This window comes from Sulfurovum sp. (assembly GCF_041551015.1).
Taxonomy (GTDB): Bacteria; Campylobacterota; Campylobacteria; order Campylobacterales; family Sulfurovaceae; genus Sulfurovum.
Genome location: NZ_JBFENQ010000033.1, coordinates 1 through 14128, shown reverse-complemented (window position 1 = coordinate 14128; position 14128 = coordinate 1). Strand labels below are relative to the sequence as shown.

The 14128-nt window shown below is 35.4% G+C and carries 13 protein-coding genes and 2 riboswitches; of the genes, 6 read left to right on the top strand and 7 right to left on the bottom strand.

What is annotated here, in order from left to right; genetic code table 11:
* A partial coding sequence (locus ABZC96_RS03580; protein ID WP_373029134.1) for a nickel-dependent hydrogenase large subunit occupies nt 1–204 on the top strand: 204 nt, incomplete at its 5' end.
* A 6-nt stretch (nt 205–210) separates the two neighbouring features.
* Here ABZC96_RS03580 and metK read toward each other — a convergent pair.
* Nucleotides 211–1413 carry a methionine adenosyltransferase gene (metK, locus tag ABZC96_RS03575; RefSeq protein WP_373029133.1) on the bottom strand — a complete coding sequence of 401 codons (1203 nt, stop codon included), beginning with the start codon at nt 1411–1413 and terminating at the stop codon, nt 211–213.
* 60 nt (nt 1414–1473) lie between these two features.
* The gene (locus tag ABZC96_RS03570) at nt 1474–2001 is read right to left on the bottom strand and encodes an O-acetyl-ADP-ribose deacetylase (protein WP_373029131.1); all 528 of its coding nucleotides are present in this window, start codon (nt 1999–2001) and stop codon (nt 1474–1476) included.
* A 51-nt stretch (nt 2002–2052) separates the two neighbouring features.
* Here ABZC96_RS03570 and ABZC96_RS03565 point away from each other — a divergent pair, with 51 nt between their 5' ends.
* Nucleotides 2053–2283 carry a DUF2905 domain-containing protein gene (locus ABZC96_RS03565; protein ID WP_373029129.1) on the top strand — a complete coding sequence of 77 codons (231 nt, stop codon included), beginning with the start codon at nt 2053–2055 and terminating at the stop codon, nt 2281–2283.
* Between the two features lie 47 nt (nt 2284–2330).
* The gene (locus tag ABZC96_RS03560) at nt 2331–2930 is read left to right on the top strand and encodes a DUF2238 domain-containing protein (RefSeq protein WP_373029128.1); all 600 of its coding nucleotides are present in this window, start codon (nt 2331–2333) and stop codon (nt 2928–2930) included.
* Nucleotides 2931–2955: 25 nt separating this feature from the next.
* On the opposite strand, the gene ABZC96_RS03555 is transcribed toward ABZC96_RS03560, so the two are convergent.
* Both ABZC96_RS03555 and ABZC96_RS03550 read right to left on the bottom strand, forming a co-directional pair.
* Nucleotides 2956–3681, bottom strand: coding sequence for an SdiA-regulated domain-containing protein (locus ABZC96_RS03555; protein WP_373029127.1), 726 nt, complete (start codon nt 3679–3681; stop codon nt 2956–2958).
* Nucleotides 3678–4649 (bottom strand): 6-phosphofructokinase, encoded by a 972-nt coding sequence (locus ABZC96_RS03550; RefSeq protein WP_373029126.1) that lies wholly within the window; start codon nt 4647–4649, stop codon nt 3678–3680. The genes ABZC96_RS03555 and ABZC96_RS03550 overlap by 4 nt, the downstream gene beginning before the upstream one ends.
* Nucleotides 4650–4749: 100 nt before the next feature.
* Between ABZC96_RS03550 and ABZC96_RS03545 the strand changes: the two genes are divergently transcribed.
* The 3 genes from ABZC96_RS03545 (at nt 4750) to ABZC96_RS03535 (ending at nt 8910) form a co-directional block, all read left to right on the top strand.
* On the top strand, nt 4750–5622 hold the full coding sequence (locus ABZC96_RS03545) for an LOG family protein (protein WP_373029125.1): 873 nt from the start codon (nt 4750–4752) through the stop codon (nt 5620–5622).
* Between the two features lie 70 nt (nt 5623–5692).
* Nucleotides 5693–8326, top strand: coding sequence for a valine--tRNA ligase (locus ABZC96_RS03540; protein ID WP_373029124.1), 2634 nt, complete (start codon nt 5693–5695; stop codon nt 8324–8326).
* Nucleotides 8326–8910, top strand: coding sequence for a tetratricopeptide repeat protein (locus ABZC96_RS03535; protein WP_373029122.1), 585 nt, complete (start codon nt 8326–8328; stop codon nt 8908–8910). Before ABZC96_RS03540 ends, ABZC96_RS03535 begins: the two co-directional genes overlap by 1 nt.
* 53 nt (nt 8911–8963) lie before the next feature.
* Here the strand turns inward: ABZC96_RS03535 and ABZC96_RS03530 are convergent, their stop codons facing one another.
* The 3 genes from ABZC96_RS03530 to ABZC96_RS03520 all read right to left on the bottom strand — a co-directional run bounded on the left by ABZC96_RS03530 (nt 8964) and on the right by ABZC96_RS03520 (nt 13823).
* A complete protein-coding gene (locus ABZC96_RS03530; protein ID WP_373029121.1) occupies nt 8964–9854 on the bottom strand; it encodes a DUF4382 domain-containing protein in 891 nt (296 codons plus the stop codon).
* 49 nt (nt 9855–9903) lie between these two features.
* Nucleotides 9904–9982, bottom strand: a riboswitch (cyclic di-GMP riboswitch).
* Between the two features lie 78 nt (nt 9983–10060).
* Nucleotides 10061–10138, bottom strand: a riboswitch (cyclic di-GMP riboswitch).
* Nucleotides 10139–10241: 103 nt separating this feature from the next.
* Nucleotides 10242–12488, bottom strand: coding sequence for an EAL domain-containing protein (locus tag ABZC96_RS03525; RefSeq protein WP_373029120.1), 2247 nt, complete (start codon nt 12486–12488; stop codon nt 10242–10244).
* A 66-nt stretch (nt 12489–12554) separates the two neighbouring features.
* Nucleotides 12555–13823, bottom strand: a complete 1269-nt coding sequence (locus ABZC96_RS03520; protein WP_373029119.1) for a DNA polymerase IV — start codon at nt 13821–13823, stop codon at nt 12555–12557.
* Nucleotides 13824–14128: the final 305 nt, after the last annotated feature.

Below are 14128 nucleotides of genomic sequence, written 5' to 3'. Positions count from 1 at the left end.
GCTTCTCCTAAAGACGGTAAAGATCAAAGGGGTCCTTATGAAGAGGCTCTTGTAGGCATAAAACTTGAAGACCCTTCTAAACCATTAGAGGTATTAAGGGTACTTCACTCTTTTGATCCCTGTCTTGCATGTGCTGTACATGTCATCGATCTTAAAGGTAAAGATCTTGGAGAGTATAAGATGAATGCTGCTTGCAGTATTTAAAAAGTCTTAACTTTTCAAAGAGCTAAACCACTCTAATTCATCTAGAGCTTCCCAAGGATACTCTGCATATCCTATCTGCCCTTTTGCAGCGATGTCAGCATACAAAAAACGCTCTTTACTTGGACGATCCAGTCCAAACTTCTGCGTGATCCATCTAGGAGTAAGAGGGAACTTCTCCGCAATGATCTGAGAGAGTTCCTCATCTTTCATCTCTGTTAGACCCGTATGTTGTGTATCTACAGTCACAGAAGCAGGTCTAGGTTCAGCGATCACATATGAGAGCTGAACCAGTGCTTTTTTAGCCAATCCTGCTGCAACGATGTGTTTAGCCAGCCATCTCGCAGCATACAGAGCAGTTCTATCCACTTTCGTGTAATCTTTAGAGCTTTGTGATCCACCTCCGATGGGTGCATAACCACCATAAGTATCACACACCACTTTTCTACCTGTTAAACCAGAATCTGCGATAGGTGAATGTATAACAAATCTTCCTGTATTGTTTATATAAAACGTTATGTTCTTCTCATCAAAGTGCCCTGCTTCAAATTTTACATTCTCTTTAATGATCTCTTTGACCAATTTCTTTACTTCATCTTGTGTGATATCTTTGTTATGTGAAATTGCCACGATGATCTTTGCAATGTGCTGTGGTTTACAATTATCGAAATTTTCTTTCGTGCCGTAATCCATCACAACTTCTGTTTTCATATCTACACCAAAAGTCTCTGGATGTTTAAGTGCATAGTCATACAGTACATCTCGTATCTCTCGAGCATAGGAGAAGGCTATAGGCATATAATCATCTCGTTCAGAGCTTGCATATCCAAACATCATCCCTTGATCTCCTGCTCCTATCTCATTATCTGCCTTAACCACTCCCATAGTAATATCTGGAGATTGTGTACTGACATAAGTATGAATCTCTGCTTCGTCAGGGAAAAAGGTTTCTCCTCTCTCAAATCCAACTTCAGGATAGCCTATTTGCTTAAATGCTTTTTGGACGATCTCTTCATAAAATGTAGAATCAAGAGAAACTTTGGTTTTCACTTCACCACCTATGATTACATGCTTGCCAGAGATAAACACTTCTGTTGCCACTTTTGAATCAGGATCAAGTTGTATTAGCGTATCAACGATAGTATCGGCAATAATATCGGCACACTTATCTGGGTGTCCTGCAGAAACAGCTTCAGAAGTAAAAAGATACATCATATTCCTTTTATTTTATATAGTTATTATATTAACGAAACAATACTTTATTGAATGTTTTTACTTACTATCTTGTATTGTATTTATAAATATTTCTTTGTCTTTATTGTTATGTAAAACAAAACTTACTTTCATATCATGCCTATCCTCTAAAAAGCCATTAACAGTTTCATAAGCTATGCGTGCAGCTTCCTCTTTAGGATAGCCGTATATTCCCGTAGATATAGCAGGAAAAGCAATATCTTTACACCCAAGCTCTACAGCAACATTAAGTGCATTTTTGTAACATGATGCCAATAATTCAGCACAACTCTCTCTACATTGATGATAGATCGGTCCTACAGTATGTATCACATACTTTGCTGGTAAATTTCCGGCATTTGTAGCTACTGCTTCTCCCGTGGGTAAACCATCAGGATAAATCTCTTTGCGTACTTTTTTGCACGCTTCAAGGATTTCAGAACCCCCTGCTCTATGAATGGCACCATCCACACCGCCACCACCTAAAAGAGAACTGTTTGCTGCATTGACGATGGCACAAACATTTTCTTTGGTAATATCACCTGTTTTAATGATTATACTCTCCATCATTTTGCCTTCAAAAAGATTTATCCTATAATATCATAAAAAGAAAAGTGAATGAACATGACTGAAATAGGAAAAAGTATTATCTTTATCGGTATTGTCATCATCATTATAGGGGTCATGCTTCTCTTTAGTGACAGACTTCCTTTTAATCTTGGTAAACTTCCCGGTGATATTTCTTACAAAAAAGAGAACTTCTCCTTTTATTTTCCGATCACAACTTCGATCATTATTAGTATCGTTTTATCTCTTCTATTTTATCTCTTTGCTAAGTTTTTTAAATAAAAAATTTCTAATATGATGATAGAATACTAAAGGATGAAGGAGAAAATATGCCAAAATCACATAAATTAGTTTATGCTATTTACATTGTTGTCTGGATCATCATGGCAATTAATCCCAAATATCCGCAAGATTGGCTTCTAGAAAATGTATTGATATTCATATTTTTTCCTTTTATCCTATGGATGGATAAGAAACATAACTATACTCTTTTAAGTCTCATTTTACTTCTTATATTTACCAGTTTGCACTCTTTAGGATCACATTACACCTATGCAGAGATGGAGCATTTCAACGCTATTACACACTTTTTTGGTTTTGAACGGAACCATTTTGACAGATTTGTACATTTTCTCTTTGGATTACTTACCTTCAGGATGCTGTTTGAAATGCTCGCTTCGAGTACTAATACAGTTAGAACCGCTCTAGTTTTTACCTTTACAATGGTAGTTTTTATATCTACGGTCTATGAACTGCTTGAGTGGCTAGCCGCTGTCATTTTACATCCTGAACTTGGTATGGCTTTCTTAGGTACCCAGGGAGATATATGGGATGCACATAAAGATACAGCTTTAGCCATATTAGGTGCTTTGATCAATATCATTTTTTATAAAAGTTATACGCATTTATGGTTATCAAAAAGAGCATAATGCTCTTTTTGATAGCCTCTTGGATTTATAATCCTAAAGTTTTTTTCTTATATTTTAAAACACGACCATCATCATCTGCAAGATAAACAAAACCTTTAGTATCAAATGCTATTCCTTCCCAGGCACCTTTCTCTAATTTTATCTTTTGTACATTTTTTTTCTTATCAAGATCATACTTGATCAAAAGATCTTCCTTATCACTTACCATATAAAGATATCCATCATGATAAGTAAGTCCCGCAGTATCAGAGACATGATGTTCAATGACATCAATAATTTTAGAGGGGTAAGGTGTCAATTTCACTACAGCGATGAAAGATTTCTTTTTCTTATTGGATTGTTTTGCCAGATAAACCCTATTACCTATCTTTGCTATGCCTTCCACACCTGATTTTTTATCAAAAAGAGGCAACTTTTCCCCATTATACATGGTATTCAGAGTCACTTTCTTTTTTTCTCCTGTTTGTCTGTCAACTATTAACATACCTTTATTTTCAAGAGCAAAGATCATTTGTTCATCTTCACACACAACACCTTCAAGATCATAATTACCTAAGTTTTTTTTACGAAGCACTTTGCCTTTTCTATTGATCTCGTAGTAAGATCCTTCATCATTAGCAACAATAAATGTATCGTCTTTACTACAGTAACTTATGCCAGAAGCTTCTGGGATATTAGCGATCACTTTTCCCGATGGCTTACCACAAGCAGCAACCAAGAATACAATAGATACCAATAAATAGTATCTCATTTATGACTCCCAAATTCCATTCCCAATTTTAACAGATCTTCTTTTATTTGATATTTTTTAAAAGCTACCTCTTCTATTTTTTTATGATTGAATCCACCATCGTTATAACAGATAACAGAGCTTTTATTCCCTTCGAGTAAAACATCTATAGCTTGCGTTACAAAATGAAAAGCCATGAGCCGGTCATAAACAGTAGGATTTCCACCACGTTGTATGTGTCCTAGTACCATGATACGAGATTCTATGCCTATCTCTTCATCAAACCATTTAGCAACCTCCTCTGACTTTTTCAAAGCTTCAGAGACAACAGCAATGAAATACTCTCTCCCCTCTTTGATCTGTTTTTGAAAACTTTCTTTATAGTTGTCTAGATCATACGGTATTTCCGGTATAAGACACATCTCTGCTCCTGATGTAAGCGCTGATACCAATGCCAGGTACCCACACTCTCTTCCCATTGCTTCTATAACAAAGGCTCTACTAAATGATGAAGCCGTATCTCTTATAGAGTCGATAGCATACTTGATCATATTAAGTGCAGTATCTACTCCTAGACAGTATTCTGTCCCGGCGATATCATTATCTATAGTCGCGGGGATACCGCTAAAGCTTATACCTTCACTCTCGTCACCCAGTACCTGCATCCCCTTAAACGAACCATCTCCACCCAGAACAACCAAAGAAGTTATATCATGTGTCTTAAGATTATCAAGTGCCTGTTTACGATATGACTGCTTCATAAAACGTTCTGAACGGGAGGAATGTATCTTCGTTCCTCCACGAGAAATAATACCCGCAACATCACTGTAGCCTGCCTGATAAATATTATTATCTATCAAACCCTCAAAACCATTATCTACGAAATACGGTGTTAGTCCTTTCGCAATGCTATATTCAACAAAACGTTTTAACGCTGCATTCATCCCTGATACATCACCACCAGAACAAAGTATGGCTATATTCTTCATGATTTACCTTTTGTAAATTAATATAAAAAATTATAACATTAAAAAGTATTCAAAGTAATTCATTCAAAAAATATGTATAATATTCATAGAGGATATTAGCATGAAAAAAAAGTCAAATGATTATTCTGAAACATTAAAGCAGATCAAAGCCATTATTAATGATCCTACTTTTGAAGTTGCAGAGGAAGATAAAAACTTTATCTACTCTGATGAAGCAAGAGGAGTAAGACTTCAGCTTGACTATCTCAAAGCAGAAGTCAAGATGCAAAAACAGGGCATTGACCATACGATAGTAGTATTTGGTAGTGCACGTATCGTTGAGTTTGACACCGCGATGAAAGAACTAAAAAAGATAGAAAAAGAGTTGGAAAGTTCAGCACATTCAGAATCACTTCTTAGTGCACTTAAAAGAGCTGAAAGTATGGTAAGAAAAAGTATCTACTATGATGAGGCTCGTAAATTTGGTCAACTGGTAGGTAAAAGTGGTAAGACACCTGAAGATTGCCATGTAACTTTAATGACAGGAGGTGGTCCGGGAATCATGGAAGCTGCAAACCGTGGTGCTTGTGAAGTCGGAGCCAAATCTATAGGTCTCAACATTGATCTCTCCCATGAACAGTTTCCTAATCCATACATCAGTCCGGATCTCTGTTTTCAGTTCCGATATTTTGCTATGCGTAAACTACACTTTATGCAAAGAGCAAAAGCTCTAGTCATCTTTCCCGGTGGATTTGGTACCATGGATGAACTCTTTGAGGTATTAACCCTGATACAAACAAAAAAAAGTCCCCCAATACCCGTCATTTTGCTTGGTAAAGAATACTGGAACCGTATGATTGATTTTGAATTTTTATATGAAGAGGATGCCATAGATCCTCATGATCTAGATATATTAACCTATGTCGATAATGCAGAGGAAGCATGGAAAGCCATAATCCAATGGCATAAAAAAAACAAAACACCCCTCTTTTAAATAGACCCATAAAACAAAAAGCACCATTACGCTATAATCGCGACAATATAATATCATGTAGGATAGTCTGATGAGCGAAACAACTGAAAAAAAAGCAACATATAATCCAAAAGAAGTAGAAGATAATTACTATAAACTCTGTGAAGATCGTGGGTATTTTGAAATTGATGGTAATAAAAGCATCCAAGAGGAAGGGAAAAACTTTTCTATTATGATGCCTCCTCCAAATGTTACAGGATCTTTACATATCGGACATGCTCTCACATTTACTCTTCAAGATATCATTACGCGTTATAAGCGTATGGATGGATTTAAAACACTTTGGCAGCCGGGAACTGACCATGCAGGTATTGCTACGCAAAACATCGTTGAAAAACAGCTTTTAGCAGAAGGTACTACCAAAGAAGCATTAGGGCGTGAGAAGTTTCTTGAGCGTGCTTGGCTCCAAAAAGAGACAAGTGGCGGGAATATTGTTCACCAGATGCGTAAATTAGGCGTTACCCCTGCATGGAAACGTGAACGTTTTACTATGGATGAAGGACTGAAAGAAGCGGTTAAAGAAGCGTTTGTTTCTTTGTATGATGAAGGGAAAATTACACAAAATAACTACATGGTAAATTGGTGTACTCATGATGGTGCACTCTCTGACATCGAAGTAGAACACGATGAAGTAAATGGTAAATTCTATACAATGATCTATAAATTTGCAGATGGATCAGGAGAGCTTGAAGTAGCTACAACAAGACCTGAAACCTACTTCGGTGATACTGCGATCATGGTACACCCTGATGATGAGCGTTATAGTGATATCGTAGGTAAAGAAGTACTTTTACCACTGACAGATAGAACGATAAAAGTGATTACAGATGAACACGTAGATATGGAGTTTGGTACTGGTGTGGTTAAAGTGACACCTGCTCATGACCAAAATGACTACGCTGTAGGTAAAAGACATGACTTAGAATTCATCAAAGTCTTTGATGAAAAGGGGATCTTAAATGAGTATTGTGGAGAATTCGCAGGTCTGGAGCGTTTAGAAGCTAGACCAGTGATCGTAAAAGCACTTGAAGAAGCTGGACATATAGTAAAGATAGAAGAGCATATCCATCAAGTAGGACACTGTTACAGATGTAAGAACATTGTTGAACCTTTTATCTCTCAACAGTGGTTCTTGAGTGAGAAGATCGCTGAAAACTCTATCAAAGAGACTAAAAAACACAACAACTTCCACCCTGCTCACTGGATCAACTCTTACACAGCATGGATGGATGAACTTCGTCCTTGGTGTATCTCTCGTCAACTTTGGTGGGGACACCGTATACCAGTGTTTACCTGTGATGACTGTGGACACCAATGGGCAGACAGAGAAGATGAGCCTGAAGCCTGTCCGAAATGTACATCAAAAAAGTTGACTCAAGACCCTGATGTACTCGATACATGGTTCTCTTCAGCCTTATGGGCGATGTCGCCTTTAGGTTGGGGAAATAACGGGAAACTCACTGAACTTTATAATGATACCGACATGGAAGATTTTTACCCTAATTCACTGCTTATTACTGGTTTTGACATCATGTTCTTCTGGGTAGCAAGAATGATGATGATGGGTGAGCATTTTACTGGAAAACTACCATTTAAAGACATCTATATGCATGCACTCGTACGTGATGAGACTGGTGCAAAAATGTCAAAATCCAAAGGAAATGTTATTGATCCACTTGATATGGTTGAAGAACATTCTGCAGACATCATTAGATTCACATTGGCATACTTGGCTGTACAAGGTCGTGACATCAAACTGGGTGCGAAAAACCTAGAACAGTTTAGAAACTTTACCAACAAGCTTTACAATGCAACAAATTACTTGCAACTTAATGTAGAGACTTTCCCGGAACTCAAAGATGTTGAAGTTAAAACACCGCTTGGACGCTATATGCAAAGCCGTTTAAGTCTTGCCGTTGATAAGATTCGTACATCTATTGAATCTTATAAATTTGATGAGTCTGCCAAAACACTTTACAACTTTGTATGGAATGAGTTTTGTGATTGGGGTATTGAGTACTCCAAAGCAGACAGAGAAAGCATTGTCGAGCTTGGTGCGATCTTCAAAGAGACACTTAAAATGGTTTCACCATTTATGCCGTTTATCTCTGATCATCTTTACCATAAACTTTCAGGTACAACACTAGAAGACGGTGACTCTTTAATGGTCATGAATTTTCCAAAAGAGATAAACAGAGATATAGAAGCTGAAAATATGTTTGCAATCATCGAAGAGTCTATTACTGCACTAAGACGTGCTAAAGTAGTTATCGACATGGGTAACTCTAAGATAGAAAAAGCATACATCAAACTAGATGGAAATATAGATACAGAGATGGCTCGTCCATTTATACAGAAATTAGCTAAAGTTGAAAAAATTGAATTTGTAGATGCAAAAGTTGAAAACTCCATTACTGATGTTTCTGATAATTTAGAAGTCTATCTTCCAACAGGTGAGATAGATATGACACCTATCATCAACAAACTTACAAAACAAAAAGAGAAGCTTGAAAAAGAGATACAAAAATTAAGTGGTATGCTAAACAATGAAAAGTTTGTAGCAAATGCACCAGCAGAAGTACTTGCTACAAACAAACAAGCACTTGAAGATGCGCAAAGCAAGATAGAAAAAGTAAGTGCAGAACTTACAGGGTTTGGTGTATAATGACTCCTCTAGCACAAGAAGCATACAATGCATTACTGGCAAAAGAGTACGATAAGGCTCTTGAACTCTATACTGCTCTAGAAGCACAAAAAGAGCCAACTTCATACTACTATCTAGGTTTTCTATACTTTAAAGGATACGGAGTAAACCAAGATACAAAAAAAGCTTTTGACTACTATCTTGAATCTGCAACCAGAGAAGTTCCTGTGGCGCAATTTGAAGTTGCCCTCATGCTTGAAAATGGTGAAGGTTGTGAAAAAAATGAATCAGAAGCAGCCTTCTGGTATGAAGAAGCAGCTAAACGTGGAAATATGGATGCATTCAACAATCTAGGTGCTATGTTTAAAGAAGGTCGTGGTGTACACCAGGACTACAAAAAAGCTTTTATACTCTTCTCAAAAGCGGCACAGGCAGGCAATGCAAAAGCACAGTTTAATCTGGGTGCCTTATATGATATGGGCTTAGGTTGTGAAGAAGATAAAGAGAAAGCTATAGAGTGGTGTAGGAAAGCTGCCTATCAAGGACATGAAATGGCAAAAGGTATTATCAAACGTATGCAGCAGGATGGACAGATCGTTTTTTAGATTTATAAGTTTATTTTTGGATTCCCCACTCGAAAAAGTGGGGATAAGTTAAGCTAGAGAAGCGCATCCTCTAATGTATCATCTGTAATATCTTGTGGTGTAGTAACACCCGTCTCAACAGTAACATCATTGATATATCCTAAAATATTTTCAAATACACCTGTCGTGTCTGTAGCAACCACAATCAGATCATATACTCCCGTAGTCAACCATGGTAATATATAACTTCCATCTGTAGCATCAGTACTTAAAACTGAATTGCCAAAATTATTAGTAGCATTTGATTCACTCTCATCAAAACTTCCATCTGTATAGGCATAAACAATCACTTTAGAACCATTTGCGTCCAAAGTCATCGTACCATTGATCTCACCTACTTCAATGTTATCAATGATTTTAATAGTAGGATTTAGTTTATATCTACCATTACCAGTTGCGGTCACCGATTTTCTAACATCGAAATCAGCTGTAACATTCACTGTACCACCAGCTGGAATAGTAAATCCACCAATAGCCTTATATCCAGTTTGTGCACCACTTGGTACTTCTAACTCTAAAGAAGTATTCGTATCATCATTAAATGTGATATAACAATTATCAAGGTCAAGAACAAAACGTACATGTGCTATCTCACCTGCAGGTAACTCAACCTGATTTAATAAAGTAGTATTTCCATCCTGTAAAGTAAGTAGATCGATAGTTCTTGATTCGTTCAGATCTATATCCTGCCAACTGTCATTACTGTCTGCATATTGGTAACGTAATGCTGTAAAAGTGACATAAACGCCTTTTACATTTTCATCATCAATTGGAGCATCTGTAAGCTTTAGTACAACTTCTCCTGTACTTGAAGAAGTAGTAGTACCTCCCCCTCCACATCCCGAGATGAGTGTCATTAGTGTTAACGATAGTATAATACCTATCAGGGTATGAAATCTTTTCATAAAAATCCTTAGTGTAATTGGATGTTGCACAAAAGAAGTAACAATTCATTTTGGCAGCTTGGCAATCTTCCTATTGAAGACCCATAGCTTTCCGTCCTTGCTTCACAACAAGTTTGGCACAACAAAATAAGTTTGAATTAAATAAGATTTAGAGTTAAAACAAGTAGAAAAAAGGCAGAATAATACATAATACACGCGTATTGGTATTTGGCAACCTGGCGATCTTAAAATTAAGACCCATGGCTTTCCGTCCTTGCTTCACAACAAGTTTGGCACAACAAATAATATTTAAAATATCTCTTTGACTATAACATACTTATTATATAGGATAACAGATTAAATAAATCTTTAATGACATCTCAGTCCAAATATACTTTCAATATATAACTATTTTAAAAACATTTGACTAAACTCTTCTGCATGAAGAGGTTTGGAAAGATGATAACCTTGATACCTAAGTTTATCATCTAATCCAAGAAGCAACTCTTTTTGATTTTCAGTTTCAATCCCTTCTATAACTATGTTATAGTTAAACTGTCTTCCTATATCTAATATAGTTGAGACAAGATGTAGTTCATTGGGCTTTGACTCTATATCTTTTATAAATGCTTTATCTATTTTTAATGTATTAAAAGAGAGTTTTTTCAAATAAGAGAGAGATGAATAACCTATACCAAAATCATCGATAGCACATTTAACACCATAGTTACGCAACTCATTGATAACATCTTGAGTATTATCAAAATTATCGATCAGCGATCGTTCTGTAATTTCTATCATAATATCATTAGTTTCTAATCCATACTCTTCCAATTTTTTAATAAATTCTCTTGAAAAATCATTTTCTATAAATTGTTGAGCATTCACATTGATTGAAACATATTCAAGTTTCCATTGATTCACTTTTTTCCATTGAGATATTTGTTTACACACGCTATCAATTACCCACCATGTAATTTGTGAAAGTAAACCAGCTTTAATAGCCAACGGTATGAAATCCTCTGGAGACAATAACCCTTTTGTAGTATGTTCCCACCGTATAAGTGCTTCAGCAGAATATAATTCATCTTTTTTTATCGTTACTATCGGTTGATAAAATAGACCCAGCTGATCTTTTTCTATTGCATATGCCAGTTCATGCTGAAGAATAAAAAGATTTTTTTGTTGTTTATCTAAAGATGAATCATAATATGAAATATGATCATTGGCTATTTTAGCTTGATACATAGAAAGGTCTGCATGACGTATGATCTCTTCAGTATTCACATAGCCAGGCTCCATTAAAACGATACCTATACTTGATTTAATATGTAAATGCATTTCTTTTATGATAAACGGCTCTATAAAAGTATCTTGTATCTCTCTTGAAAACTCTTTGGCTTCCTCATTTGCTATATTTTTATCTTCAGAGACATGAGGCATTATAATAAGAAATTCATCACCACCTAGTCTACTTATGATGCACTTTTCATCAAAAAGATTGACTAGACGCCTAGAGACAGCAAGAAGAATATCATCTCCAACTTCATGTCCTAAAGAGTCATTGATACTTTTAAACTGATTCAGATCAAGATAAAAAAGTATAGAAAAGTATGTTTCATGTTTTTCATGATTCACAAGATTTTCCATAGAGTTCTTAAAACCTCTACGATTTAACAATCCAGTAAGCATATCATGTTGAGCCATGTATTCAAGCTCCCTTAATGCAGCATGTTCTTTTGTTTTATCTTCAAACATACCTATACCCCCTAAAACCCTGTTAGACTTATCACTGAAAGAAAAAGCTTTTGCATCAACCCAAAGATGCTTTCCTTTTAGTGATATATAGGGGCCTTCATATATTTGAGGGCCTTGGGTAAGTGCATTTTGTAACTTTCCTGATACCTCACTGTCAGGAAGCTCATTCAGGTTAAGTCCTATGATGCTTTCTCTGTCATGCTCAAATAATGTATTTAATTTTTCATTACACTCCAATATCTCTAAATCTGTATTATAGGTAAAGATGCCAAGAGGTGCATTCTTAAACAAACTTTCTAAGAGCATGTGCTCTGATTGCAAGGTATCATATTCATTTTTTTGTGTATTTATTTTATATATGGTTGTCACCTGCGCTATAAAATACAAAATTAATGAAACCGCAAGTATGTAATGTAGAGGAGTATCAGAAAGAAAGAACATTGTAAGAGTGAGAGGGAACATGAGTATACCAGCATATACTAGATTTAGTCGTATATCTGGTGACAAAGAGACTATAGAACCTGATGATAACCCTAAAAGGACAGCAATGATATAGATCTGATAATAATAATCTACTTGATGTATAAAAATAAAACCAATTGTGGAAAAGATAAGTGCCGTTATAATGGCACTCACGATAAAGTTTTTGTACCATACTTCTATAGAGTATTTTTCAGGGTTTTGTTTAAAAATATACGCCGAATAAAGTCTGTATCCTATCAATACTACTAAACTCAAAAACCAAAGCATGATACTAGTATGAAGCATCGGATATAAAGCCACAGTAGTCAAAGCTGCTAATCCAATAAGAACAAGTAGACTCCTGCTAGAAAGTGTATACAATGTAGTAATTACAGATTCATCGATATTCTGAAACTCTTTTAGTTTAGAGGACAATATATTTAAATTCATAAGAATATTATAACATTAAACGATATGAAGTTAATATAATTTATTTGTATCTTACAACTCATTTCCCGTTTTAATAATATCTAACCCAAAACGTGATCTTAACTCATGGATATTCTGATGTAATTGTTTTTCTTTACTGTCATCATTAAATTCAATGAGTGAAAGTGTCTTGAGATTAATCGAAGAAAAATTCGAAACATTCAGTGTAAGTTTAATAGCCCCTTTATTTCTCTGCACTATCTCTTCATACATTTCTGAAAGTATAGATTTGAAAAGTGTTTCAGAAAACAGCCTGTCTACAGTATGTGTCTTTTTAACTTTAACACCATACTCGTATCCTATCTTCAGATAATAACTTGTAGGATTAACTTCTATAGCCATCACCATATAAATAATATGCCTTGCCATGATCATAATACGTCTTTTTATCTCATCAGTATCATGTATAGCATCAAAAGTTCGACTGATACCTATGGACTTTCTCTCTCCTCTGCTGCTTATACCTTCATGGTCTGTACCTGTGATACGACCATAAAGTTGTATGCCGGGTTTTTTCCACGACTCAAAAAGTGATTTATATCGTTTCACATCACCAAGTGTAGATATATAGTGCTCCCCTAGTCTTTTTTGAAAACCTTTGCCTATACCTGGAAATGCTTTGATGGGAATGTTTTCTATATAGGCATCTATATCTTTCACTTCAAACACACCATAAGGCTTGGCAGATTCTGTTGCGAGTTTGGCTATCCATTTGGCTTTTGAGATACCTATAGAAACAGGAATGTCAAAATGTTCAAGTATTTTTAATTGTAGCTCTTCAGCAAAAGCATAGACCTCTTCATCTTTTATCCAACCACTGACATCTCCAAAAAACTCGTCTATACTGTATTGTTCCACTTTAGGGATATGTGCCAACATAAATGCATGTATTTTATGTGAGAGATTATGATAGAGTGGATAATTCGAAGGGACAACTCTCATTTTTGGACACAGTTGTAAGGCCTGAGCTATAGGCATAGCTGTCTTCACACCACATGCCCTAGCTTCATAACTCGCTGTAGTCACAATGCCTCGTATCTTTTTTTTTCCTTCTATCTCATCTACAAAATAAGATTCAAATGTTTTCTTCTTATCACTGTAAAACACAGGAGTCACAAAGGCTCCTGTGTTATCATTCATCAGCTTGATATAGGTACGTTTTTTGTTAAATATCTCCAAATTACTGCGACTGCCAACTGCCATAGGTATGCCTTTTAGAGAAGGATTTACACTACGTTCAGCAGAAGCAAAAAAACTGTCTATATCTATATGTAAAAACAAATGAGACCACCCTCCATATGATATTTATCTCAAGTATATCAATCTTCAAGCTTCATCATTAAATATATGTCATATTGTCATATATAGTATTTCCACTATAAAAATAAATGTAACAATATTACATTTTCAATATTATTTATCATAAGATAAAGTTTTATTTAACACTTACTTAACACTTATATTTTAAAATAAGTAGGTTTGTTTTTTAACAATAGGGGGAGATATTAGTATTCTAATATCAACAAGTTGGACACTTAGTGTCTTAAACAAGATTAGAATAAAAGGAAAATAAATGAAGTTAAATG

Coding starts and splice junctions, on each gene's coding strand:
- metK (WP_373029133.1), bottom strand. CDS start 1,413: ATGTATCTTTTTACTTCTGAAGCTGTTTCTGCAGGACACCCAGATAAG.
- ABZC96_RS03570 (WP_373029131.1), bottom strand. CDS start 2,001: ATGGAGAGTATAATCATTAAAACAGGTGATATTACCAAAGAAAATGTT.
- ABZC96_RS03565 (WP_373029129.1), top strand. CDS start 2,053: ATGAACATGACTGAAATAGGAAAAAGTATTATCTTTATCGGTATTGTC.
- ABZC96_RS03560 (WP_373029128.1), top strand. CDS start 2,331: ATGCCAAAATCACATAAATTAGTTTATGCTATTTACATTGTTGTCTGG.
- ABZC96_RS03555 (WP_373029127.1), bottom strand. CDS start 3,681: ATGAGATACTATTTATTGGTATCTATTGTATTCTTGGTTGCTGCTTGT.
- ABZC96_RS03550 (WP_373029126.1), bottom strand. CDS start 4,649: ATGAAGAATATAGCCATACTTTGTTCTGGTGGTGATGTATCAGGGATG.
- ABZC96_RS03545 (WP_373029125.1), top strand. CDS start 4,750: ATGAAAAAAAAGTCAAATGATTATTCTGAAACATTAAAGCAGATCAAA.
- ABZC96_RS03540 (WP_373029124.1), top strand. CDS start 5,693: ATGAGCGAAACAACTGAAAAAAAAGCAACATATAATCCAAAAGAAGTA.
- ABZC96_RS03535 (WP_373029122.1), top strand. CDS start 8,326: ATGACTCCTCTAGCACAAGAAGCATACAATGCATTACTGGCAAAAGAG.
- ABZC96_RS03530 (WP_373029121.1), bottom strand. CDS start 9,854: ATGAAAAGATTTCATACCCTGATAGGTATTATACTATCGTTAACACTA.